The following is a 22,977-nucleotide window of genomic DNA, read 5'->3' as shown; positions in this document are numbered from 1 at the left end:
GAGCCGCGGCCGGCTGTCCTTCACCGTCCTGGGGATCGTCCTGCTCGCACTCATGCTGTTTCCCGTCTACTGGATGGTGAACGCCTCCCTCCAGCCGGCGGGCCACACACCCGGGGGAAGCCTGTTCCCCCTTCACCCGGACGTCAGCGGATACGGCATCGCGCTGCGCGATCAAGGCCCCAACCTTCTCACCAGCCTCGTCATCGCCCTCGGCAGCGTGGCTCTGAGCCTCGGGCTGGCTGCGCCGGCGGCTTACGCGCTGGCCCGGTTCTCCCTCCCCGGAACCAACCTCATCCTTCTCGGCATCCTGATCACACAGATGGTGCCGGGCATCGTCGTGGCCAACGCGCTCTACAGCGCTTACACCGACCTGGGGCTCCTGAACTCCCGCCTCGGCCTTATCCTCGCCGACTCCACCGCCGGGACCCCCTTCGCGCTCATCATCCTGCATTCGTTCATGAGGACCATTCCCGGGGAGATCATCGAAGCCGCCCGCGTAGACGGAGCCGGCAGAGTCCGTGTCTTCCGCTCGTTGGTGCTTCCGCTGAGCACCAACGCGTTGATCACTGCTGCCGTCTTCACTTTCCTCTTCACCTGGAGCGACTTCCTCTTCGCCCTCACCCTGACCACCACGCCGACCGTTCAGCCGATCACCCTGGGCATCTACCAGTACCTCGGCGCACATACCGAGCAGTGGAACGCCGTCATGGCCACCACGGTCATGGCGTCCGTCCCCGCCGTGCTGCTGCTCGTCGTCGCACAGCGATATGTCACGGGGCCAGGGCCCGTGCCCCGCCGTATGCCTGCTGGCCCGACAGGAAGGCGTCACTCGTCCCCGCGCCGCTCACGGGACAGGCCGTGAACCTGCCAGTCACGAGGTGCTACGCCATAAGCGGCACGGAAAACACGGCTGAAATGGCTTGGGCTCACGAACCCCCAGCGCCGGGCGATGGTCGCGACCCCGAGTCCCAGAGCCGGGGACCGAAGCAGGTCCCGACGGCACCGCGTCAGCCGCTCCGCCCGGATCCACTCGCCGACGGTGGTTCCCTCCAGCTGGAACAGCTTGTGCAGGTAACGCACCGAAATGAAGTGAGCGGCGGCGATCGTGGCGGGTGACAGGTCCGGGTCGGAGAGGTTCTCCAAGATGTGACCCTTCACCCGCACCATCATGGCCGTGGCGGTTTCAGGAGCCTGAGGCGTGAAGCGGCCGCGCCGCTCGTTGATGAAGAGCGCCAGCAGGTCGAGCCCGGTGGCGACGAACTGACGGCCGACGACTTCGTCGAATCCTGCCCCTTCGCGCGCCATCTGCGCAAAATAGGTCGCCACCAGTGCGGCACTTCCGTCATGGCCCGAGAACGCCCTCGCGGTCAACGCGTGCAGGTCCTCGTCCCGGACGCGAAGCTCCTTTCGAGGGAAGTGGAAGGAGGTGAAACGGAACTTGCCTTCGACTTTCTTCCTGAAAGGGCGAGAAGAATCAGAGATCGAGAAACTTCCCGGCTCTATCAGGCACTCCCTGCCGTCCTGCTCCTTGACGGCGCTTCCCCGGCGGTGAAGCGTGAGTATGAGGTATTCCTTGCCGTCCCGGCCTATCAGGCGCTTGCTGCGCGTCACTTCCTGGGAGCCGGCCTGGACGTCGGATATCTGCGTGGCACCCACGCGATAAGTGACGATCCTCCCTGGTGACGGATCTTCTTCCAGGATATTGACATCGAGCGGGACAAACGTCTGCGACACTGCTTCATGCCAGCGCTCGCTACGATCTGCTGCGGACAGTTCTGCGGTGGAAAGGACGACGGACATCTGGCCCCTTGAGAGCGATATCGACAGCCGGCTGGGATCCGGTCGTCGGACTGCCGGATCACCGAATACCCGGTGTTCCTTCCAGACACCGTGCCAGAAGGCCCTGAACCGCACATCGCGTGAATCCGCTAGATCGGCCGGGGCAGTGACACCGCCTGCGCGGCCCTTGGACTGCTGCCCGTCCCGATCGGCGCGCTTGCCCCTGCCTTCGGACCCAGCGCGCTCGGTCCGGCGCCCTTCGGCGCAGTGATGCGGTACCGGCTTGTGGCCCGCGACGCCGTGCACGTTCGGCACACCGGCGCCCAGTGACGGTTCGTAGCATCGTCCCCACGCGCTTTGTGCACTGTGGCACACGACCCGAGACCTCCCGCGCCCCTAGCCTCGCCGCACCGGCGCGACAACGAGAACGACCGAGGGGCGGGCCCTGTGAACTGGCTGATCCACGACTACCGCGAGAGCGATCTCGCCGCGGTGGTCCACCTGATGGACACGACGGCCGAGCTCGGCCAGGAATCCGTCTTCTCCGTGGCGGAGTGCATCAGTGCCCTGACATCCCGCCAGCCGGGCGTCGTCGCCGTCCACCAGGGCGTACCCATCGGGACGGCCCTCGCCTGTGTGGCGGGGGAGCGGGCCTGGGTGATGCGGATCGCGATCGCCCCGGCCTGGCGGGGGCGCGGCCTGGCCAGCGCCCTCCTGGTCGAACTGGAGCGCCGCCTGGTCGCCGCGCGGGTCGGGCGGATCGCCTATGTCCTGCCCGAGGAAGACCTGTTCGGCGAGGGACTGCTCAACGCGGGCTACACCCGTCGCCCTGCCGTCGCCTACTTCGAGAAGGCCGAGCCGGTGCAGGGGCCTGCCGCCGGCGTCCTCGACGACCTCGGCGGCCGACTGCTGCCCGGTGACCTGTGGGCCAGGCTGGCCGGCATGGAGCGCGAGAAGGACCTGATCGAACGGCGGATCGTGCTGCCGCTCGCCGAACCGGAGCGTGCGGCACTGCACGGTGTGCGCCCGCCCAGGGCGGTGGGCCTGTTCGGCCCGCCGGGCACCGGCAAGACGACCTTCGCGCGCGCCATCGCCTCGCGGCTGGGCTGGCCGTTCGTGGAGATCCTGCCCTCACGACTGGCCGACGGCGGCAACCTGGCCGCCGCGCTGCGCTCCGCGTTCGCGGCGATCGCCGACCTGGAACGCGTGCTGGTCTTCATCGACGAGGTCGAGGAGATCGCGCCGGTCCGCCAAGAACCCGCGCAGCCCGGCGGGATGCACGGGGTGACCAACGAACTGCTCAAGCTCATCCCCGGCTTCCGGGAGCGTGACGAACGGCTCCTGGTGTGCGCGACGAACTCGATCCGCTCCCTGGACCCGGCCTTCCTGCGTCCCGGCCGTTTCGACTATCTGGTCCCGATCAGCACACCGGACAAGGCCGCCCGGGCGGCGATCTGGGCGCGCTACACCGACGGCAGACCAGAGGTGGACGTCGACGAACTGGTGGCAGCGAGTGATCTGTTCACGCCCGCCGACATCGAACACGCCGCCCGGATCGCCGCGCAGAGCTCCTTCGAGCGCGATCTCGTCTCGGTCGGCGGGCGATCGGCCGTCGCAGGGGTCCTGCCCGGAGCAACCACGGCGGACTACCTGGAGGCGATCGCCCAAAGCCGCCCCACGGTGACGCCTCAGATGATCAACCAGTTCGAGTCGGACATCACCACGCACGCCCGGTTCTGACCTGCGTCGAACGCGCTCCAGTCGGCGATGCGCGGGTGTTCGCTCAGCTGGGATCGACCGCGCTGTACAGACGAAACTGGCCGACGGCGTCGTCTGGAGCCGCATGTACCTGCACGGAGACAGGGCCGGGAAAGGTATAACCCTGCTCAGCGGCGTGTCGGCAGACCTGAGCGCCGAGCTGGCGTTGCACCTGTTCCATGTACTTGGCCAGCCGCCGATGGGCATCTGTCGGAAGCTCAAGCGTGTAGGTGTTGGGTGCCAGCACACATTGCCGATCGACGATGACCGTATTGTCATCGCATGTCTGGCGAAGTTCGGCCAGCACTTCTGGCTGGTTCCGTTGCGCGGGCAGCAGACGCTCCCACAGCGGGGCGGTCCACTTCTCCAGGGTCTTCTCCACGTTACTGATGCCTCCCATACAGAGGCGGGTTCCCGATCAGACGTGATGCACGCACGGAAACGGGTGATGGGATCGACTCGCCGCGCGCGCCGTAGGCGACGTCCTCTTACCGTCGCTTCGTTGTACGGCGCCAGCCGAACGGGCCCGGTAGGTCCATCGACGTGGTGCGCCGACCGGTACTGCTGTGGGTGCGGCGGGGGCCGTGCCGGCCACCTGTGGTGAGGGACCACGAGCGCTTGTTGATGTTCAGCTGTACGCCGGGAAGTATCCGGAAGCTCTTGCGGAACGTGAGCGGCATGAAATCCTCCTCATCTCCGTCTCCGGGTACCCGGAATGGGCCGCCCCTCACGTACGCGACGGGTGACGAGGGCACCCCCGGCGGCGGCCCGGGCCGCCGGTGATGTCCTCGACGGGGCGAGGGGCCCCGTGCCTCAGGCGTTGGTTCGACCACCCTCAGGTGCGGGTCCAGCGCTGGTTGTTGCCGTTCGAGCAGGAGTAGAGCTGGATCGCGCTGCCGTTGCCGGTGCCGGCGGCGTCGAGGCAGCGGCCGGACTGGACGCCGACGATGGATCCGTCGGAGTTGAGCCGCCATTTCTGGTTGTCGCCGCCCCAGCAGCTGTAGATCTGGACCTTGGCGCCATTGCCGGTGCCACCGGCATCCAGGCATTTGTTGCCGTAGACCTTCAGTTCGCCGGCGGTGGTGTACGTCCACTGCTGGTTGCTGGCGTTGGAGCAGTCCCACAGTTGGAGCTGGGTGCCGTCGGCGGTACCGGAGCCGGGCACGTCCAGGCAGCGGCCCGAAGCGACGCCCTTGAGCTGACCCCCGTCCGCGGGGGGCGTGGTGGAGCCGCCGTTGAGCGCGTCGAGGACAGCGGTGTAGGCGGGCTTCTTGCTGCCGTCGGCGTTGAACAGCAGCGGTGTGTGCTCCGGTCGCCAGGAGTCGGAGTCGCGCACCCCCCAGACGGTGATGCCGAGACAGCGCGAGACGGCGAGGCAGTCCTTGGTCACGTCGGCGTACGTCGTGGACGGGGCGCCCTGGATGTCGAGTTCGGTGATGGCCACGTCGACACCAAGGGCGGCGAAACTCTGCAGCGTGGTGCGGAAGTTGCTGTTGTAGGGGCTGCCGCTGTTGAAGTGCGACTGGAAGCCGACGCAGTCGATCGGCACGCCTCGCTGCTTGAAGTCCTTGACCATGTTGTACATGGCCTGGGTCTTGGCCCAGGTCCAGTTCTCGACGTTGTAGTCGTTGTAGCAGAGCTTTGCGGCCGGGTCGGCGGCGCGCGCGGTGCGGAAGGCGACCTCGATCCAGTCGTTGCCGGTGCGCTGCAGGTTGGAGTCGCGCCGGGTGCCCGAACTGCCGTCGGCGAAGGCCTCGTTCACCACGTCCCACTGCGCGATCTTGCCCTTGTAGTGGCCCATCACGCCGTTGATGTGGTCGATCATCGCCTGGCGCAGCGTGCTGCCGCTGAGGTTCTGCATCCAGCCGGGCTGCTGGGAGTGCCAGGCCAAGGTGTGGCCGCGTACCTTCTTGCCGTTCTGCACCGCCCAGTTGTAGACGCGGTCACCGGCGGTGAAGTTGAACTGGCCCCGCTGGGGTTCGGTGGCGTCGATCTTCATCTCGTTCTCGGCCGTCACCGAGTTGAACTCGCGGCCCGCGATCGACGTGTACGCCGAGTCGCCCAGCCTGCCCGAGGCGATGGCAGTGCCGAAGTAGCGGCCGCTCTGGGCGGCCGCGGCGCCGAGCGTGCTCTCGGCCGCACTCTCTGCCGCGAATGCGGGCGGCGCCGGGGCCACTGCAAGTACCGCACCGACGAGGCCGGCGACCAGCGATAACACCAGGCCGCGGGTCTTCCGTCGGGCAGGGGGTCTGGTGGGGGCATACAAACTCATAGGTGTATCTCCTGGAGAGACATCGAGGAAGGACTGACGCGCGGGTTCGGGCAGGGCAGTGCGAAGAGCCGGGAGCAGTTGGAGCGTTGGTGCGCGGATCTGTCGTACGGCACTGGGTGCCCGGGATGGGCGGCAGTCGAAATATCGAACCGCGATCGGCTCCTCAGACAGGGAGATTGGGGCATTGACGGTGCAGCGTCAATACTCCTCGCAGCTACAGTTTCCGTTCATCTGACGAAACTTGCGGAACTTCAGCAGGCCGGGCGATGTACCGCTGTCACCTGAGTTTTTGCTCCCCACCCCGTAGGGCAACCCACTGTTTGCAGACAGATCCGTGAGAGGGCTTGACCGCAGGGCCGCGTATTCCTAGCTTGTGGCGTCACGGAATCCGGAAGCATTCCGAAAATTTTTCGGAACTGTCCCTGCCCCGCACGGCCGGTCCGCTGTACCGGGGTCACCCCCACCCCAAGGAGCCCTTTGATGCGGTCTCGTCACCCGTCCTCGGCCCATCCGCGACGGCTGCTCAGACGCTTACTCGCAGTCCTGTCACCGCTGCTGCTCGTGGCGGCCTTCCTTGGTGCCCAGCCCGCCGAAGCGGCGACAGTGGACACCAACGCCTCGTACGTGCTGGTCAATCGCAACAGCGGCAAGGCCCTTGACGTCTACAACATGGCGACCGGCGACGGCGCCCGTATCACCCAGTGGACCCGAAACGACCAGAGCCAGCAGCAATGGCAGTTCGTCGATTCCGGGGGCGGCTACTACCGCGTCAAGTCCCGCCTCTCCGGCAAGGTGCTCGACGTCCACAACTGGGCCACCGCGAACGGCGGTTCGATCGTCCAGTGGGCCGACATGAACGCCACCAACCAGCAGTGGCGACTGGCCGACAGCTCGGACGGCTACGTGCGGCTGATCTCGCGCCACAGCAACAAGGCCCTCGAAGTGCAGGGCGCCTCCACGGCCGACAGCGCGAACATCGTCCAGTACGACGACTGGGGCGGCACCAACCAGCAGTGGAAGCTGGTCAAGGTCGGCGACGACACCTCCGCCCCGTGCGACCTTCCGTCCTCCTACCGCTGGACGTCGACGGGCGCGCTGGCGCAGCCCAAGCAGGGGTGGGTGTCGCTCAAGGACTTCACCGTCGTCCCCTACAACGGCAAACAACTCGTCTACGCGACGACGCACGACACGGGGACGAGCTGGGGTTCGATGAACTTCAACCTGTTCGGCGACTGGTCGCAGATGGCCTCGGCCGGCCAGAACGCGATGTCGAGCTCCACTGTCGCGCCCACGCTCTTCTACTTCGCCCCGAAGAACATCTGGGTGCTTGCCTACCAATGGGGCGGGACTGCCTTCTCGTACCGGACGTCGAGCGACCCCACCAACCCCAACGGCTGGTCGTCCCCGCAGGTGCTCTTCTCCGGAAGCATCTCCGGCTCCGGCACGGGCCCCATCGACCAGACGCTCATCGGTGACGGAACGAACATGTACCTGTTCTTCGCCGGTGACAACGGCAAGGTCTACCGGGCCAGCATGCCGATCGGGAACTTCCCGGGCAGCTTCGGCACGAACTCGACCGTGGTCATGAGCGATACGACGAACAACCTGTTCGAAGCCCCGCAGGTCTACAAGCTGCAGGGCCGGAACCGCTACCTCATGATCGTCGAGGCGATAGGCGCGCAGGGCCGCTACTTCCGCTCGTTCACGGCCACCAGCCTGAATGGCTCCTGGACACCCCAGGCCGCGACCGAGAGCAACCCCTTCGCCGGCAAGGCCAACAGCGGCGCCACCTGGACCAATGACATCAGCCATGGCGAGCTGATCCGCACCAGCCCCGATCAGACCATGACCGTCGACCCCTGCAACCTCCAGTTCCTGTACCAGGGGCGCAGCCCCGGCTCCGACGGCGACTACGGCCTCCTGCCCTACCGTCCGGGCCTGTTGACCCTCCAGCGCTGACGGAACGACACACATCAGGCTCCGGCAACAGCGCACTATCGCGTCGTCCTCGCCGCTGACGCCGGTGTCGAACTCTGGGACTGCCAGCGTCAGTTCACCCTCGGAGAGCCACCGGACCAGGTCGCCGGAGACCCCGCTCCCGCGGGTTCCGGCTGTAGCGCCGGCCCCCGGGCCGGACTGCGGCTACGACGACTCCCGCACCACCAGCTCCGTGTCGAGCACGAGCCGAGTGCGGGGGAGGGCGGGGTTCCCGATCTCGCACAGGAGGGTGCGCGCGATCGTGCCGCCGATCTCTTCCGTGGGCTGGCGGACCGTGGTGAGTGGCGGGTTGGTGTGACGGGCGAGGTAGGAGTCCTCGAATCCGACGACCGAGACGTCCTGCGGCACGCGGCGTCCCCGGGCGCGCAGTTCGAGCAGGATGCCGGCGGCCATCAGGTCGGAGGCGGCGAACACCGCGTCCAGATCCGGGGCGCGTTCAAGTAGCGAACGCATTGCCGCGCGGGCTCCTTCCTCGGTGAAGTCGCCGACGGCGACCAGGTGTTCTTCGGCCGGGATGCCGGCCTGGACGAGGGCTTCTTGACAGCCGCGCAGACGGCTGCGGCCCACTTCCATGTCCTGGGGGCCCGCGACGGTGGCGATGCGGCGCCGGCCGCGGTCCAGGAGATGACGCACGGCGGCGGCGGCCCCGCCCCGGTTGTCGGCGCAGACGTAACTGAGCGGATCGTCCTCGCGGCGGCGGCCCGCCAGGACGGTCGGCAGGCCGGCGGATTCCAGCAGGCTCGGCAGGTCGTCGTGTTCGTGCACCGAGACCAACAGCACGCCGTCGACCCGGCGTTCGGCGACGGACTGGGTGAGCTGGTCGCGTTCGGCCTGGTCACGGACGAGCATAAGCTGGAGCTGGGTGCGCGTGTCGGCGAGCGCGGCGCTCACCCCGCGGATCACCGCCGAGAAGTAGGGCTCCGAGCCGAGTCGGCTCTCGGACTCGGGGATGACCAGGGCGACGGCGTTGGTGCGGCGGGTGACCAGGCCGCGGGCGACCGAGTTGGGCACGTAGCCGAGTTCCGCGATGGCGCTGAGTACGGCCTCCCTGGCCTTCTCGCTGACCAGCTCCGAGCCGTTCACCACGCGGGAGACGGTGGTGCGTCCGACACCGGCCCGGGCCGCCACGGTCTTGATCGTCGGGCGGGAGCCGGATGCCGTGCCCTGTCCGTGCTCCGGGCCCAGTCCTTGGATGTCGGGTCGCGCCTCTCTGCTACCGCTCCCTTCGCGGCCCGGCGCCTCTCGTGTGGTGTCGCCGCTCATCGTCCCGGATCCTCCTGTTCGCCTCTACAGCCGTCCTGTCGGGCGCTCGACCCTCCCGGCCTGCGCATTCTGCCAGCTGCCGCCCTGACTCTGCCCGCCGCGCAGTGCCTTCCGGAAGTGTTCATCGGTAACGAGGTGGAAACGAGCTGAATTCGACTTCTTGACACAGCAGTTGTCGGGCCTACAGTCTTCCCTCATCCAGTGGGCACGTTCCCACCAACTCTTCAGCAGGTCCGCCACAGACCTCGAACCAGGTTCGACGGCCGCCGGAAAACCCGCTCTGAGCTGGGAACTTGGCTACATCTGCCGCGGGCGGCCGCATCTCGGGCCGACTCGCGCCACGGGTGCGTCGGCGCCGTCTCAGGGAGGACGTTCATGCTCAAGGTCGAGCGGAAACTGCGTACAAGAGTGACAGCCATGCTGGCCTGTACGGCGGCAGCAACCCTGGTCGCGGGCTGCGGCGGAGGGGGCGGAAGCGCCACCGGCGGGGGCGTCAAGGACGGCAAGGTCACCATCACCATGGGCCTGTACGGCGTGATGGGCTTCAAGGAGACCGGCCTGATCAAGCAGTACGAGAAGGAGAACCCCGACGTCACCGTCAAGGTCGACGCGGCCGGCGACGAGCAGACCTACTACACCGCCCTGCAGACCCACCTCGCCAGCGGCTCCGGCCTCAAGGACATCCAGGGCATCGAGGTGGGGCGCGCCAAGGAGATAACCGAGACGCAGGCCGACAAGTTCACCGACTTCGACGGCACCAAAGGCACCGAGCACTTCCAGCCGTGGAAGCAGGCCCAGATCACCACGAAGGACGGCAAGGTCCTGGGCCTGGGTACGGACACCGGCCCGATGGCGGTCTGCTACCGCAAGGACCTGTTCGAGCAGGCCGGGCTGCCCACGGACCGCGAGAAGGTCGGCAAGCTGTGGGCGGGGGACTGGGCCAAGTACCTCGAGACCGGCGAGAAGTTCGCCAAGGGCAACAAGAACGAGAAGGTCTCGTACCTGGACTCGGCCTCCGGCCTGTTCAACGCCATGGTCTACGGCAACTCGGAGCAGTACTACGACAAGTCCGGCGAGCTGATCTACAAGACCAATCCGGCGATCAAGGAGGCCTGGGACCTGGCGTCCGAGGCCGCCCAGAAGAAGCTGACCGCCAAGTTGCCTCAGTTCCAGCCCGGTTGGGACCCCGGTCTCGCCAACGGCACCTTCGCCACCACGGTCTGCCCGGCCTGGATGCTCGCGCACATCAGCGACAAGGCCGGGGACGCCAACAAGGGAAAGTGGGACGTCGCCAAGGCCCCCAAGGGTGCCAACTGGGGCGGCTCCTTCCTCGGGGTCACCGAGAAGAGCCCGGTGAAGGACGAGGCCAAGAAGCTCGTGGCGTGGCTGACCGCCCCCGAGCAGCAGGCCTACCTTTTCGAGGAGCTGGGCAACTTCCCGTCCTCCAAAGCCGCGCTCGAGGACCCGAAGGTGAAGAACGCCAAGTCGGAGTACTTCGCGGACGCCCCGACCGGCCAGATCTTCGGAGCGGCCGCCAACGGGGTGCCCGCCGAGCAGGTGCTCGGCCGTAAGGACGGCACCATCAAGGACGCCTTCTCGCAGGGCCTGCAGCTGGTCGAGAACGGCACGGCCCCGGCCAAGGCATGGAAGACCACCGACGAACGCGTCAAGAAGGCCGTCGGCTGACGCGCACGGCACCGAGCGGGTGCGGCCGGAGTCCGCCGACCGCCCCCGCCCCCACCCCGCTCGACGGAAGGACTCCGGTGGCTGCCTCCACCCAGCTCGGCTCGTCCGCCGAGCCGCCGCCGACGCACGGCGAGCCCGCGCGTCCGGACGGCCCCAGCAAGGCCCGTTCGAAGATTCCGCTGCTGCACCGCCTCGACGTGAAGGGCGCGCCGTACGCGTTCATCGCCCCCTTCTTCGTCATCTTCGCCGCGTTCAGCTTCTACCCGCTGATCTACACCGCCTGGATCTCCCTCCACCAGGTCGAGCTGTCCACCTTCGACGTCATGCAGTGGCAGGGCCTGGACAACTACACGGCGCTGATCGGCGACGAGCGGTTCTGGAACGCCCTGCGCAACACCATCACCATCGGTGTCATCTCCACGGTCCCGCAGCTGCTGATGGCCCTGGGCCTGGCCCATCTGCTCAACTACCGGATGCGCGGCTCGACCTTCTTCCGGGTCGCCGCCCTCACCCCCTACGCCACCTCGGTCGGCGCCGCCGCGCTCGTCTTCACGATGCTGTTCCAGCGCGACTTCGGCATGATCAACTGGGGTCTCGGCCTGGTGGGCATCGATCCCGTCGACTGGGAGAACTCCACCGGGGCCTCCCAGACCGCCATCTCCGCGATCGTGATCTGGCGGTGGACCGGCTACAACGCCCTGCTCTATCTGGCTGCCATGCAGGCCGTGCCGCTGGAGCGTTACGAGGCCGCTGCCATCGACGGGGCCAACCGCTGGCAGCAGTTTTGCACCGTCACGGTCCCCGGCATCAAGGCGACGATCGTGTTCACCATCGTCCTCTCGACGATCGGAGCCACCCAGCTCTTCGGCGAACCACTGATCTTCGGCCAGGGCCCCAACGGCGTCACCGGCGGCATCGACAACCAGTACCAGACCCTTGGCCTGCTGCTCTACGAAGAGGGCTGGAAGAACTACCAGATGGGCCGCGCGGCCACCGTGGCCTGGGCGATGTTCCTGCTGCTCGTCCTCGTCTTCGTCCTGCAGCGCGTCATCTCACGCCTGCGTAACCGCACGCACTGACCGGGGAGTCACGCCATGACCACCGACACCGCTCCGGTCCGGACCGGAGCCGCAGGCCGCAGCGCCGTCGAACGCTCCGCCCCCGCCCGTCGCAGGCGTCTGAGGCAGCGCGCGGGCAAACAGCACCACGCGGGACCTCTCGCCTACGTCTTGCTCGGATTCACCGCCCTGGTCTCGCTCTTCCCGCTGTACTGGACGCTGGTGGCGGCCTCCACCGACAGCAGCCGGATCTCGCAGACCCCGCCACCCTTCCTGCCGGGGCCCAACCTCTTCACCAACCTTTCCCGGGCCTGGACCGAGGCCGCCATGGGCAAGGCGATGCTGAACTCGCTGATCGTGGCCGGCGTCATCTCGCTGTCCACCGTGCTCTTCGCGACCCTGGCCGGATTCGCCTTCGCCAAGCTCCGCTTCAAGGGCCGCAACGCACTCCTCATGGTTGTCATCGGCACGATGATGGTGCCCCCGCAGCTGGGCGTGGTCCCGCTGTTCATGATGATGAGCGACCTCGGCTGGGGCCAGCAGTTGCCGTCGGTCATCTTCCCGACGCTGGTCAGCGCGGTCGGCGTGTTCTTCATGCGGCAGTATTTCGCCGAGTCGCTGCCCGACGAGCTCGTCGAGGCCGGCCGGGTCGACGGAGCGCACTCGCTGCGCATCTTCTGGTCCATCGTGCTGCCCATCGCCCGTGCCCCCATGGCCGTGATCTTCATGATCACGTTCGTCCATGCCTGGAACGACTTCTTCTGGCCGTTCATCGCCCTGGACATGACCAACCCGACCGTGCCCGTGGCGCTCACGCAGCTGAGCGCGGGTTACGTCCGCGACCAATCCCTGATCATGGCGGGGGCGCTGCTCGGCACGCTGCCGCTCCTTGCCATGTTCGTGGTCTTCGGCCGGCAGATCGTCGGCGGCATCATGCAGGGCGCCGTCAAGGGGTGATGCGCGGCACCACCGCGCCAGGGTTGATTCGCCGTGCCCCCGCGGCAGGGTCTGTTTCGCCGCACGACCGCGTCGAGGACTGAGCCGCCGCGCTGTCGCGTGCGAGCGCCGAGCCGCACCCGTGTGTGAAGAGGCCCGGCCCGCCGTGCTGCACGGCGCCCGCCCGTCCGTCCTCTCTCGCAACTCCCTTTTCACTACTGTCTGTTCTTCCCGGAGGAGCACCTCTATGTCATCCGCGCTCACGTTCCCCGCCGACTTCCTGTGGGGCACGGCGACCGCCGCCTACCAGATCGAGGGAGCCGCCCGCGAGGACGGTCGCACCGCGTCCATCTGGGACACCTACGCGCGTACCCCCGGAAAGGTCCTCAACGGCGACACCGGCGACATCGCCTGCGACCACTACCACCGCTGGGCCGAAGACGTCGACATCATGGCCGGCCTGGGCGTCAAGGCGTACCGCTTCTCGCTCGCCTGGCCCCGCATCCAGCCGACCGGCCGCGGTCCGGCCCTGCAGAAGGGCCTCGACTTCTACCGGCGCCTGGCCGACGCGCTGCGCGAGAAGGGCATCAAACCGGTGGCGACGCTCTACCACTGGGACCTGCCGCAGCACCTGGAGGACCTGGGCGGCTGGCCGGCCCGGGAGACCGCCGAGCGGTTCGCCCACTACGCCGCGCTGGCCGCCGAGGGCCTGGGCGACCACATCGACACCTGGACCACCCTCAACGAGCCCTGGTGCAGCGCCTTTTTGGGCTACGGATCCGGCGTGCACGCCCCGGGCCGCACCGAGCCGGTCGCCGCCCTGCGCGCGGCCCACCACCTCAACCTGGGCCACGGTCTCGCCGTGCAGGCGCTGCGCTCGGAACTGCGCCCGTCCGCAGAGATCTCGGTGACGCTCAACGTGCACCACGTGCGCCCGCTGACCGACGCGGAAGGGGACGCGGACGCCGCCAGGCGCATCGACGCGCTGGCCAACCGGGTCTTCACCGGCCCGATGCTGCGGGGCGACTATCCCGAGGACCTGCTGAAGGACACCGCGCCGCTGACCGACTGGTCCTTCGTCGAGGACGGCGATCTGGGCGACATCCACCAACCGCTGGACTTCCTGGGCGTCAACTACTACTCGCCGACCCTCGTTTCCGAGGGCGACCCGGCGCACGGCAACGACGGCCACGGCGCCAGTGCGCACAGCCCCTGGGTGGGCGCGGACCGCGTCGCCTTTCACCCCACGCCCGGCGACAAGACCGCGATGGGCTGGACGATCGATGCCTCGGGCCTCGAGGAACTCCTGGTCCGCCTGGGCGGCGAGCACCCCCGCCTGCCCCTGGTGATCACCGAGAACGGTGCCGCGTTCCACGACTACGCGGGCCCCGATGGCAGCATCAGCGACCCGGAACGCGTCGCCTACGTCCGCGATCACCTGGCCGCCGTGCACCGGGCGATGGCCGCCGGAGTGGACGTCGGCGGCTACTTCCTGTGGTCACTGCTGGACAACTTCGAGTGGGGCTACGGCTACAGCAAGCGTTTCGGCATGGTCCACGTCGACTACCCGACCGGCACCCGTACCCCCAAGGCCAGCGCCCACTGGTATGCGAAGGTGGCCGCGACGGGGACGCTGCCGGTGTGAGCACCCCGCGGTCTTCATGACCGCGTCAGCCACGTGCGGCCCACCTCCTCGACACCACGGACGATCTCCCCGACCCGCGGGTTGCCGGGAGTTACCGGGGGAATTCCAGACCGGGTACGGCGTTGTGGGCGAGGGTGTGGGCCTGTTCGGGCCACCAGACGCCGGCGGCCGGATCGACGATGCCGTACTCGGGGTCGATGGTGCCGCCGGTGTTGCGTGTGCAGCTGCCGTCGGATTCGCCGATGGTCTTCACGTACAGGTAGGCGTCGACGAGCGGGACCTTGGTACTGGCGGTGGGGCGAGGTCCCATGCCGCGACCGGGTGGGTTGCACCATGTCTCCGGGTCGCCGGTGTACTTGCCCGGGGGCGGCGTCCAGGAGCCAAGGCCGTTGCGGCTGGTGTCCACCACGAAGCGGGCCAGTTCATCGGTCGAGGCGCCGCCCGTGTTCTGGTCGAACCAGGCGTCGGTCCAGTGCCAGGTCGATGGGTCGGTGGGGGAGACGGAGTTGCCCGGGGCGCCGTCGTTGGGAGCGGCGGGCGAGTAGTACTGACTGGCGCACCAGTCGGCGTGGCCGCGGCCCGACTCCGGTCCCTTGGTGGCGTACCACGCGCACTTGGCTATCCAGGTTCCGTAGCGCGAAGTCTGGTCGGTGGGCTGGTAGTTGGACACGTTGAGGGCAAAGCCGTCGCTCTGCTCGAGGCCGGCGTCCAGGAGCCGCTGCGTGATGTCACCGACCGACTTCCACTGACTGTTGCCCGCGTCGAGATATACCGCGGTGTTCGGCTCGCTTTTCAGGGTGCGTACGGCGTAGGCGAGGTCCGCCATGCGGTGGGCGGTGAGTTCGCCGGTGGGGTCGATGTCGCCGGCGCAGTCCTTGGGGAGGGCCGCAAGGCCGTCGGGCTCCAGGACGACGGCGGCTTTGCGGTTGCCGATGCCGTCGGCGAAGGCGTCGATCCACTGACGGTACGCGGCCGAGGAGGCGGCTCCACCTCCGGAGTAGAGGCTGCAGTCGCGGCCGGGGACGTTGTATGCGACGAGGACCGGCACACGCCGGGTGACCGAGGCGGCGTGGACGAGCTTGCGCACCTCCTTTCTGACCTGGGCGGGCGTGCCTTCGGTGAACCACTCGGCCTGCGGCTGGCCGGCCAGCTTGGCCATGTTCAGGGCGTTGGCCCGGTCCCCCTTGCGGAGGTCGGTCACCGCCTGCTCGGCGGCCTTGCTGTGCGGGTCGACGTAGAAGCGCGTGGTCGGGGTGATCACCTTCTGTCGAGCCTGTTCGGCGGGTTCCCCCTGCGCCTGTGCGGCCGGCGCCGCCGCGCAGGTCAGCAGGGCGGCCGAGGCGAGCAGGGACATGCGTCTGATGGGCCGGAAAGCGGATCTCATGGGTGCTCCTGGTCGGACGAACGGGGACAGGAACGGGGCGGGGCAGAGACAAAGACGGGATGTCGACGGGCACGGCCACGGGAGCAAACAGAGAGGGGGCGGCAACCCGGACGGGGATGTCAGTAGCCGTAGATCATCTTGTAGGCGACCTCGGGAAGGAACTGGCCGGCCACCGAACCGGCGCCCACGCCGCAGTTGCCGTCGGATTCACCGGGCGTCTTGACCCACAGCAGCATTTCGGCTCCGCCACCGAGCTGGGTCGGGGTGCCGAGCTTGCGGCCTGCCGGGTTGCACCATGCGCCGTTGGAGCCGTATCCGTTGCGGCTGGTGTCGATGGCGTAGGGCTTGGTGTAGCCGTAGGACGAGCTCAGCTTCGCGTTGATCGCGTTGCCGTACGCGGTGTTCTCGCCGGTGGTCAGGTAGTTCGAGACGTTCAGCGAGAAGCCGTGGGCCTTGCGCACTCCCGCGTCGGCCAGGTGCTGCGCCATCGTGGGGGCCGCCAGCCAGGCCGGGTTGCCGGCGTCCAGGTAGACCCAGGTGTTGGGTGCCTTCTGGTTGAACTGGTCGATGGCGTTGTTGAGCAGCGCGTTGCGCTCGGCGATCTGCCCAGATGTCATGCAACTCGTGTCCCCCAGGGCGTCCGGCTCCAGGATGACGACGGCCGGACGGCTGCCGATGCCGCTGGCGAAGGCGGCGATCCACGTCTTGTACGCGTCTGCCGAGCCCGCGCCGCCGCCCGAGTGCCCGCCGCAGATGTCGCGGTTGGGGATGTTGTAGGCGACCAGGACCGGCAGCTTGTCCACGGCATCCGCCGCACCGACGAACGCACCCGTGGCCGTGCCGATGGTGCCGCTCCAGTTGCCGAACCAACGGGCCATCGGTTTGGCCGCGATGTTGTCCCTGATCGCGGCGGCGCGGCCGTCACCGGGGTTGGCGGCGGCCCACGCCGCGGGGGCGGAGTAGGGGTCGACGTAGAACCCGCTGGTCATCGCCACCGGACTGTCGGCGTGGGCGAGTCCGGGGGTTGCCAGCGCGAGCGGGAAGGCGAGCAGCAGCGAGAGCAGGGCACGTCGGTATCTGAACATGGGGAACCTCTTCCTGACGGGGGACGCACCGCACGCGCATCGATCTGAAGGTGTGCGTGCGGTGCGCTGAGGAAGTGCGAGGTGCGAAACCGTTGTGGTCGGACAAGCATGGGAGCGCTCCCAACCGGAAGCGGCCCCCACATGCGTCCGAAGCCCTTGGGTATGGGGGCATCGTGTTGGCGAGGGACGGAACGTGTCAAGAGTTCTCGGTCACCTTCGCGTCAAGTGACGGAAAGCAGTCCCTGCGGCGGACGGGCAGTGCCGCGCCCCGGCCCTCGAAGACCGATGGAGTCCACGAGTGGCGGTCGGAGTAGCCCCACGGCGTGATGCCGATGCAGCGGCGGACGCGAGGCAGGCCTTGGTCACCTGCCTCTACCAGTAGGCCTGTTGGGCCACGGGCAGGGGTGCGGGGAGCAAGTGTACGCATGGGGATACACCTCAACTCATGGTTGGAGAACGCTGGTTGAACATGCGCGCGCTGTTTTTGCGCGTCACTTGACGCGTATCTCGCACCGCAGCCGCCGCTCGTGCCCGACCTCCCGTTCCGCACCCGTCAGGGTGAGCGGCACGGTGTGGTGGACGCGTTCGCTGGACGCGGAGACACGTAGTTCGAGGGCGCCCGGGTCCACGACGCGGCGGCCGTCGGCTCCGGTGTACGCGGCGAGGTCCGCCGGGAACGTGGCGTGGACCTCGGCGGACGCCCCGGCATCGAGCGGGACGCGGGCGTAGCCGACGAGCCGGACCTCGGGGCGTGCCACGGTGCCGACCGGGTCGTGGAGGTAGAGCTGGACCACCTCGGTGCCGGGTCGCTCACCGGTGTTGTGGACGGTGAGGCGCAGGGTGATCTCGCCGTCGGTGGGCAGTTCGGGGGTGTCGAACTCCGGGGCGTCCCAGGCGAACGTGGTGTAGGACAGGCCGTGCCCGAACGGGTAGAGGGCGGTGGGGTCCACGTTGCTGGGGTCGCCGCGGCGGCCGAGCGGCGGCGCGAGATAGGGGGCGGGCTGGCCGCCGGGGCCGCGCGGCACGCCGACGGGAAGGCGCCCCGACGGCTCGACCCGTCCCGACAGGACTCCGGCGACGGCGGCGCCGCCTTCCTGCCCCGGGAAGAAGGCCTGGACGACGGCGGCGGCCCGGTCGGCCCAGCGGCCGAGTGCGTAGGGCCGCCCGCTGAGGACGATGAGGACGGCCGGTGTCCCGGTGTCGAACACCTCGTCCAGCAACGCGCCCTGGCCGTACGGCAGTTCAAGGTCCTCGGTGTCGCATCCCTCGCCGGACGAGCCGCGTCCGAAGAGGCCGGAGCGGTCGCCGACCACGGCGAGGCAGATGTCGGCCTGCGCCGGGTCGTCGACGAAGAGTGCGCTGGGCAGTTCGGCGCGGAGCGCCTCGGCGAGCGTGGGGACGTCGACGCCCGCGGGAAGTTCCGGGTGGTTGACGCCGACGTGCCGGGGGAACGTGTAGCAGCCGAGCATGGCGGCCTGTTCGTGGGCGAGGGGGCCGGTCAGGGCGATGCGCAGCCCGTCGGCGGCCAGCGGCAGCAGCCCCGCGTCGTTGGCGAGCAGGACGACCGACTCCTGCGCCACAGCCCGCGCCAGGTCACGCATCTGAGGGGGGTTCAGGTCGATGAGTGCGTCTTCGGCGTCTCCCGTAGATCCCGTAGATCCAGTAGATCCACTGGATCCCGTAGATCCCATGACCGGCTCCCGGTCCCGGTCCAGCAGGCCCAGCTCGCACTTTTGCGTGAGGACGCGCAGTGCGGCGCGGTCGATCAGGTCCTCGGGAAGGTGGTCGGCCTCGGGCAGGCAGCGCGCGGCGGGCAGTTCTATGTCGACGCCGGCCGCGAGGGCGAGCCGCGCGGCGTCCCCCTCCGTCGCGGCCACCTGGTGGGCGGACTCCAGGAACGCGATGCCGAAGTAGTCGGCGACGACCGTGCCGGTGAACTGCCATGTGTCGCGCAGGAGGTGGGTGAGCAGGCCGGTGTGGGCGTGTCCGGGAAGTCCGTCGATGTCGTTGTAGGAGGCCATCACGGAGCGGGCGCCGCCTTCGCGCAGCGCCATCTCGAACGGGGGCAGGAAGATGTCCGAGAGTTCGCGCGGTCCGATGGAGGCGGGCGCGTGGTTGCGGGCGCCGCGCGAGGCCGAGTACCCGGCGAAGTGCTTGAGGGTGGCGACGATCCCTGCGGCCTCCAGGCCGCGCACGTAGGCGCTGCCGATGGTGCCGACCAGGTAGGGGTCCTCGCCGATGGACTCCTCGGTGCGGCCCCAGCGGGGGTCGCGGACGACGTCGAGGACCGGGGCGAGGCCCTGGTGGATGCCGACCGTGCGCATCGATGTGCCGATGGACTGGGCCATCTCGGTGATCAGGGCCGGGTCGAAGGTGGCGCCCCAGGCGAGCGGCGTCGGGAAGATCGTGGCCTGCCAGGCGCCGAAGCCGGTCAGGCACTCCTCGTGGGCGAGCGCGGGCAGCCCGAAGCGGTTCGCGGAACGGATACGGCGCTGCAGGTCCGCCAGGCGTGCCGCGCCCACCGCGGGCTCAAGGGGGACGGTGCCGAAGGGCCGGGTCAGATGGCCCAGGCCGTGTGGCAGCAGGGCGTCGAGGACCGCGCTCTCGGCGACGTACGCGTGCTGCCCCGGCGCGACGGCGGCGCTGTCGGTGTCGATGTCGGCCCCCAGCCACACGCTGGACAACTGGGCCGTCTTCTCCTCGGTGGTCATCCGGGCGAGCAGGTCCGCCGCCCGGACCTTGGCGGGCAGGGTGGTGTCCTGCCAGGGCTTGACCATGGAACTCCTCAAGTGCGGTGTATGCAGGCGGTGGTGGCGGGGCCTGGCGGTGCGGTGTGTGCGGCGGTGCGGTGTCAGCCCGTGGTTGCGGTGTCAGCGCTTGGCTGTGGTGTCAGCCCTTGGTCGCGCCCACCGTGATGCCGCCGACCAGCTGCCGTTCGGCGACGGCGTAGAAGGCGAGCGCGGGCACCATGGCCAGGACGAGGTAGGCGAAGACGCGGGCGATGTCGGTGGCGTACTGGCCCTGGAACTGCTGGACGCCGACGGGGATGGTCCACCAGGTCTCGTTGCTGAACACGAGCAGCGGCAGCAGGAAGTTGTTCCAGCTGCTGACCACGGCGAGGACGGAGACGGTGCCGAGTGCCGGGCGTGCCATCGGCAGCAGGATGCGCCAGAAGAAGCCGAAGGGGGTGCACCCGTCGAGGGTGGCTGCCTCCTCCAGTTCGCCGGGGATCTGCCGGAAGAAGCCGCGCAGGATGACGATGGTGATGGGGAGCCCGAACGCGGCCTGCGGCAGGATCACGCCCCACGGGTTGTCGAGGAGTCCGAAGGTGCGCAGCAGGATGAACAGCGGCAGGATCGCCACGGCGAAGGGGAACATCAGCCCCATCGTGAAGAGCGTGAAGAGCACCTCTCGCCCGCGGTAGGCGAATCGGGCCAGGGAGAACGCGGCGAGGGCCGCGGCCCCCACCGTCAACAGGGTCGTCCCGACGGCGACCAGGGTGGACGCGCCGAGCATCCGCCAGAAGGGGCCCGAGGCGAGGATGTCCGTGTAGTTGGAGGTCACCCAGGGCGAGGGCAGGCCGAAGGGGTTGCTCGACAGCTGGTCGGTGGATTTGAAGCCGGATACGAGGGCGTACAGCAGCGGTGTCACCATGCCGATGCCGACCAGCCACACGATTGCGTACAGGGGTGCTTTGCCGAAGCGGCGGCGTCCCGGCACGCCGGGCGCGGTCATCGGGTGGCTCGCATGTTCGTGAGGGCTCCTTCGGTGTCCCGGCGCAGCACGAAGCGCTGGTAGGCGAGGGCGAAGACGAGGCTGATGAGGAACAGCGCGATGCTGATCGCGCTGGCGTAACCGATCTCGTAGCGCTTGAACCCGAACTGGAACAGGGTGATGGCCATCGTCTCGGAGGCGTGGTCGGGGCCGCCCTGCGATATCACCCACACCAGGTCGAACAGCTGGATGGCGCCGATGACGGACAGGAACGCGCTGATGCGGACGGTGGGTCCGAGCAGGGGCAGGGTGATGTAGCGGAAGCGCTGCCAGGCGCCGGCGCCGTCGATGCGGGCTGCCTCGTGCAGTTCGGCGGGGATGCCTTGGAGGCCTGCCAGGTAGAGCATCATGTGGAAGCCGAAGTACTTCCAGGTCATCACGAGGAACAGGGTCGGCATGACCGTGGACTGGTCGGCGAACCACAGCCCGCCGAGCCCGTCGAGGCCGACCGCGCCGAGCACCTTGTCGGCGAGCCCGGCATCCGGCGCGAAGATCATGGAGAACAGGACGCCGGTGATCACCTCGGACAGGACGTACGGGGCGAAGAACAGCATCCGGTAGACGGCCCGGCCGCGCAGCTTCTGGTTGAGCAGGACCGCCATGGCGAGCGCGAACGGCAGTTGCACGAGCACCGAGAAGCCGACGAGGAGCAGGCCGCGCCACAGGTCGCCGAGGAAGACCGGGTCCTTGGCGAGGCGGCTGTAGTTGTCCAGTCCCGTGTAGTCCGAAGGGGAGCCGAATCCGCCCCAGTTGAAGAGGCTGACGTAGAGCGCGTACAGGATCGGGGCGAGCACGAGCGCGCCGAACAGGACGAGGGCGGGCAGGGTGAAGGAGACGGCCGTCAGCCAGTCGGTGACGCGCCGGGCGAGGGGACGCCGGTTGGCGGGGCCGGGCCGCGACGGCTCGGTGACGGCTTCGGCTGCGTCCTTTACGTATGTCGAAGTCATCTTCTGTTACTGGCTCTTGGCGACCTGGGTGATGGACCGGGCGACCTGATCGGGGGACTTGGAGCCGGCGATGAGGGCGGCGACGGAGTCGTTGACCTCCTGGCCGACGGCCGGCGGGTAGGCCTGGTCGAGGTAGAGCTGGAAGCCGGTGGACTTGCCGAGCATGTCGGAGACCGCCGTGAGGTTGGGGTCGGTCAAAGCGCCGGTGGCGTCCTTGACGACGGGGATCGTGTCGGCCTTGGAGACCAGGATGCGGTCGGACTTGGCGGTCATGAAGAACTTCAGGAAGTCCGTGGCGGCCTTCGGCGCGCCCTTGCGGACCGCGTAGCCGCCGCCTCCGCCGAACACGTCGGTGAGCGCGCCCTTGCCGCCGGCCACCGAGGGAAAGGCGAAGAAGCCGAGGTCCTTGCCGATGCCCTTGCCCGCGTCGGCCTGCACGACGGGTGCCCACTGGCCCATCAGTTCCATGGCCGCCTTGCCGTTGCCCATGGCGGCGGCCTCTCCGGTGGGGGTGGAGTAGGCATCGCCGAGGAAGCCCTTCTGGAACGGCTTCAGCGCCACCAGGTCCTCCAGGTGCTCGCCCGCCTTGACGAAGTCGTCGCCGGTGAAGTCCTTGGCGTCGGCGGCCTTCTGCATGCCCTCGACCCCGGCGATCCGCATCGACAGATACGCCCAGAAGTACATGCCGGGCCATTTCTCCTTGCCCGCGAGGGCGATCGGTGTGATGCCCGAGGCCTTCAGCTTCCTGACCGTGTCCAGGTAGTCGTTCCAGGTGGTGGGCGGGGCGCTGATGCCGGCCTTCCTGAAGAGCGCCTTGTTGTACCAGAAGCCCACGGCGCCGATGTCGAAGGGCACCGCGTACGTCTTGCTGTCGAACTGGTAGGCCTTGACCGAGGCGGGCACGAGCGTGTCGGCCCATGGCTCGATGGACGGGGTGAGGTCCTCGACCAGGCCTGCGTCGACCTGCTGCCGCAGGACGCCGCCGCCCCAGGTGTGGTAGATGTCCGGAAGTTTTCCGGAGCTGGTCAGCGCCGTCATCTTCGACTTGTAGGCGTCGTTCTCCAGCGTGACGAGCTTGATCCGCACGTCGGGGTTCTCGGCCTCGAACGCCTTCGCCCGCTCGGGCCAGACGGTCTTGGACGGCTCGGTGGTCTGGATGTTCCACCATTCCACGACGGTCCGGCCCGAACTGTCCTTCCCGCCGCCGGAGTCGGAGCCGCCGCAGGCGGTCAGCGCGGCCGCCCCGAGACCGGCGGCAGAGGCAGCGCCGAGGAAGCGTCGGCGGGAGAAATCGGAGGCTGACATGACGCACCTTCCGGAAGTGATCCGAAAACTATCGGTAGATGGCCACGGAAGTTACGGACACAAGACGGGGGTGTCAACGGCCTTAAC

General features: G+C 68.4%; 18 protein-coding genes. 7 read left to right on the top strand and 11 right to left on the bottom strand.

Annotated elements, in window-relative coordinates:
- Positions 1 to 52: 52 nt before the first annotated feature.
- On the top strand, positions 53 to 862 hold the full coding sequence (locus ACWFR3_RS40890) for a carbohydrate ABC transporter permease (RefSeq protein ID WP_453739795.1): 810 nt from the start codon (positions 53 to 55) through the stop codon (positions 860 to 862).
- Here the strand turns inward: ACWFR3_RS40890 and ACWFR3_RS40885 are convergent.
- Positions 826 to 1,800: an AraC-like ligand-binding domain-containing protein gene (locus tag ACWFR3_RS40885; protein WP_453739789.1), complete on the bottom strand. Its 975-nt coding sequence runs from the start codon at positions 1,798 to 1,800 to the stop codon at positions 826 to 828. The genes ACWFR3_RS40890 and ACWFR3_RS40885 overlap by 37 nt on opposite strands.
- A gap of 426 nt (positions 1,801 to 2,226) precedes the next feature.
- Between ACWFR3_RS40885 and ACWFR3_RS40880 the strand changes: the two genes are divergently transcribed.
- Positions 2,227 to 3,519, top strand: coding sequence for an ATP-binding protein (locus ACWFR3_RS40880; protein ID WP_453739788.1), 1,293 nt, complete (start codon positions 2,227 to 2,229; stop codon positions 3,517 to 3,519).
- A gap of 43 nt (positions 3,520 to 3,562) precedes the next feature.
- Here the strand turns inward: ACWFR3_RS40880 and ACWFR3_RS40875 are convergent, their stop codons facing one another.
- From ACWFR3_RS40875 to ACWFR3_RS40865, 3 genes are all read right to left on the bottom strand, one after another.
- Positions 3,563 to 3,919 carry a DUF3662 domain-containing protein gene (locus ACWFR3_RS40875; protein WP_453739787.1) on the bottom strand — a complete coding sequence of 119 codons (357 nt, stop codon included), beginning with the start codon at positions 3,917 to 3,919 and terminating at the stop codon, positions 3,563 to 3,565.
- 106 nt (positions 3,920 to 4,025) lie between these two features.
- The gene (locus ACWFR3_RS40870) at positions 4,026 to 4,217 is read right to left on the bottom strand and encodes a DUF4236 domain-containing protein (protein WP_190086019.1); all 192 of its coding nucleotides are present in this window, start codon (positions 4,215 to 4,217) and stop codon (positions 4,026 to 4,028) included.
- Positions 4,218 to 4,372: 155 nt separating this feature from the next.
- Positions 4,373 to 5,809 carry an endo-1,4-beta-xylanase gene (locus tag ACWFR3_RS40865; protein ID WP_453739786.1) on the bottom strand — a complete coding sequence of 479 codons (1,437 nt, stop codon included), beginning with the start codon at positions 5,807 to 5,809 and terminating at the stop codon, positions 4,373 to 4,375.
- Between the two features lie 480 nt (positions 5,810 to 6,289).
- On the opposite strand from ACWFR3_RS40865, the gene ACWFR3_RS40860 reads away from it, so the two are divergent.
- Complete coding sequence (locus ACWFR3_RS40860; protein ID WP_453739785.1) at positions 6,290 to 7,768, top strand: non-reducing end alpha-L-arabinofuranosidase family hydrolase; 1,479 nt, start codon at positions 6,290 to 6,292, stop codon at positions 7,766 to 7,768.
- 183 nt (positions 7,769 to 7,951) lie between these two features.
- Here ACWFR3_RS40860 and ACWFR3_RS40855 read toward each other — a convergent pair whose 3' ends face one another.
- Entirely contained in the window at positions 7,952 to 9,070 is a 1,119-nt protein-coding gene (locus ACWFR3_RS40855; RefSeq protein WP_453739784.1) for a LacI family DNA-binding transcriptional regulator, read from the bottom strand.
- A gap of 375 nt (positions 9,071 to 9,445) precedes the next feature.
- Here ACWFR3_RS40855 and ACWFR3_RS40850 point away from each other — a divergent pair, with 375 nt between their 5' ends.
- The 4 genes from ACWFR3_RS40850 (at position 9,446) to ACWFR3_RS40835 (ending at position 14,395) form a co-directional block, all read left to right on the top strand.
- Positions 9,446 to 10,756 carry an ABC transporter substrate-binding protein gene (locus ACWFR3_RS40850; protein WP_453739783.1) on the top strand — a complete coding sequence of 437 codons (1,311 nt, stop codon included), beginning with the start codon at positions 9,446 to 9,448 and terminating at the stop codon, positions 10,754 to 10,756.
- A 77-nt stretch (positions 10,757 to 10,833) separates the two neighbouring features.
- Entirely contained in the window at positions 10,834 to 11,835 is a 1,002-nt protein-coding gene (locus ACWFR3_RS40845; protein WP_453739782.1) for a carbohydrate ABC transporter permease, read from the top strand.
- A 15-nt stretch (positions 11,836 to 11,850) separates the two neighbouring features.
- A complete protein-coding gene (locus tag ACWFR3_RS40840; protein WP_453739781.1) occupies positions 11,851 to 12,771 on the top strand; it encodes a carbohydrate ABC transporter permease in 921 nt (306 codons plus the stop codon).
- Positions 12,772 to 12,997: 226 nt separating this feature from the next.
- A complete protein-coding gene (locus tag ACWFR3_RS40835) occupies positions 12,998 to 14,395 on the top strand; it encodes a GH1 family beta-glucosidase (protein ID WP_453739780.1) in 1,398 nt (465 codons plus the stop codon).
- A 91-nt stretch (positions 14,396 to 14,486) separates the two neighbouring features.
- On the opposite strand, the gene ACWFR3_RS40830 is transcribed toward ACWFR3_RS40835, so the two are convergent.
- The 6 genes from ACWFR3_RS40830 to ACWFR3_RS40805 all read right to left on the bottom strand — a co-directional run bounded on the left by ACWFR3_RS40830 (position 14,487) and on the right by ACWFR3_RS40805 (position 22,890).
- Complete coding sequence (locus ACWFR3_RS40830; RefSeq protein ID WP_453739779.1) at positions 14,487 to 15,779, bottom strand: glycoside hydrolase family 6 protein; 1,293 nt, start codon at positions 15,777 to 15,779, stop codon at positions 14,487 to 14,489.
- A gap of 119 nt (positions 15,780 to 15,898) precedes the next feature.
- Entirely contained in the window at positions 15,899 to 16,864 is a 966-nt protein-coding gene (locus tag ACWFR3_RS40825) for a glycoside hydrolase family 6 protein (protein ID WP_453739778.1), read from the bottom strand.
- Positions 16,865 to 17,355: 491 nt separating this feature from the next.
- Positions 17,356 to 19,641 (bottom strand): glycoside hydrolase family 3 N-terminal domain-containing protein, encoded by a 2,286-nt coding sequence (locus ACWFR3_RS40820; protein ID WP_453739777.1) that lies wholly within the window; start codon positions 19,639 to 19,641, stop codon positions 17,356 to 17,358.
- Positions 19,642 to 19,753: 112 nt separating this feature from the next.
- Entirely contained in the window at positions 19,754 to 20,599 is an 846-nt protein-coding gene (locus tag ACWFR3_RS40815) for a carbohydrate ABC transporter permease (protein ID WP_453739776.1), read from the bottom strand.
- The gene (locus ACWFR3_RS40810) at positions 20,596 to 21,585 is read right to left on the bottom strand and encodes a carbohydrate ABC transporter permease (RefSeq protein ID WP_453739775.1); all 990 of its coding nucleotides are present in this window, start codon (positions 21,583 to 21,585) and stop codon (positions 20,596 to 20,598) included. Before ACWFR3_RS40810 ends, ACWFR3_RS40815 begins: the two co-directional genes overlap by 4 nt.
- Before the next feature lie 6 nt (positions 21,586 to 21,591).
- Positions 21,592 to 22,890, bottom strand: a complete 1,299-nt coding sequence (locus ACWFR3_RS40805) for an extracellular solute-binding protein (RefSeq protein ID WP_453739774.1) — start codon at positions 22,888 to 22,890, stop codon at positions 21,592 to 21,594.
- Positions 22,891 to 22,977: the final 87 nt, after the last annotated feature.

The sequence above is a fragment of the Streptomyces sp. NPDC055189 genome (assembly GCF_053606765.1).
Note: the sequence above shows the minus strand (reverse complement) of the source record. Positions and strands in the feature narration are given on the sequence as shown.

Coding starts and splice junctions, on each gene's coding strand:
- ACWFR3_RS40890 (WP_453739795.1), top strand. CDS start 53: ATGCTGTTTCCCGTCTACTGGATGGTGAACGCCTCCCTCCAGCCGGCG.
- ACWFR3_RS40885 (WP_453739789.1), bottom strand. CDS start 1,800: ATGTCCGTCGTCCTTTCCACCGCAGAACTGTCCGCAGCAGATCGTAGC.
- ACWFR3_RS40870 (WP_190086019.1), bottom strand. CDS start 4,217: ATGCCGCTCACGTTCCGCAAGAGCTTCCGGATACTTCCCGGCGTACAG.
- ACWFR3_RS40865 (WP_453739786.1), bottom strand. CDS start 5,809: ATGAGTTTGTATGCCCCCACCAGACCCCCTGCCCGACGGAAGACCCGC.
- ACWFR3_RS40860 (WP_453739785.1), top strand. CDS start 6,290: ATGCGGTCTCGTCACCCGTCCTCGGCCCATCCGCGACGGCTGCTCAGA.
- ACWFR3_RS40855 (WP_453739784.1), bottom strand. CDS start 9,070: ATGAGCGGCGACACCACACGAGAGGCGCCGGGCCGCGAAGGGAGCGGT.
- ACWFR3_RS40850 (WP_453739783.1), top strand. CDS start 9,446: ATGCTCAAGGTCGAGCGGAAACTGCGTACAAGAGTGACAGCCATGCTG.
- ACWFR3_RS40840 (WP_453739781.1), top strand. CDS start 11,851: ATGACCACCGACACCGCTCCGGTCCGGACCGGAGCCGCAGGCCGCAGC.
- ACWFR3_RS40835 (WP_453739780.1), top strand. CDS start 12,998: ATGTCATCCGCGCTCACGTTCCCCGCCGACTTCCTGTGGGGCACGGCG.
- ACWFR3_RS40830 (WP_453739779.1), bottom strand. CDS start 15,779: ATGAGATCCGCTTTCCGGCCCATCAGACGCATGTCCCTGCTCGCCTCG.
- ACWFR3_RS40825 (WP_453739778.1), bottom strand. CDS start 16,864: ATGTTCAGATACCGACGTGCCCTGCTCTCGCTGCTGCTCGCCTTCCCG.
- ACWFR3_RS40820 (WP_453739777.1), bottom strand. CDS start 19,641: ATGGTCAAGCCCTGGCAGGACACCACCCTGCCCGCCAAGGTCCGGGCG.
- ACWFR3_RS40815 (WP_453739776.1), bottom strand. CDS start 20,599: ATGACCGCGCCCGGCGTGCCGGGACGCCGCCGCTTCGGCAAAGCACCC.
- ACWFR3_RS40810 (WP_453739775.1), bottom strand. CDS start 21,585: ATGACTTCGACATACGTAAAGGACGCAGCCGAAGCCGTCACCGAGCCG.
- ACWFR3_RS40805 (WP_453739774.1), bottom strand. CDS start 22,890: ATGTCAGCCTCCGATTTCTCCCGCCGACGCTTCCTCGGCGCTGCCTCT.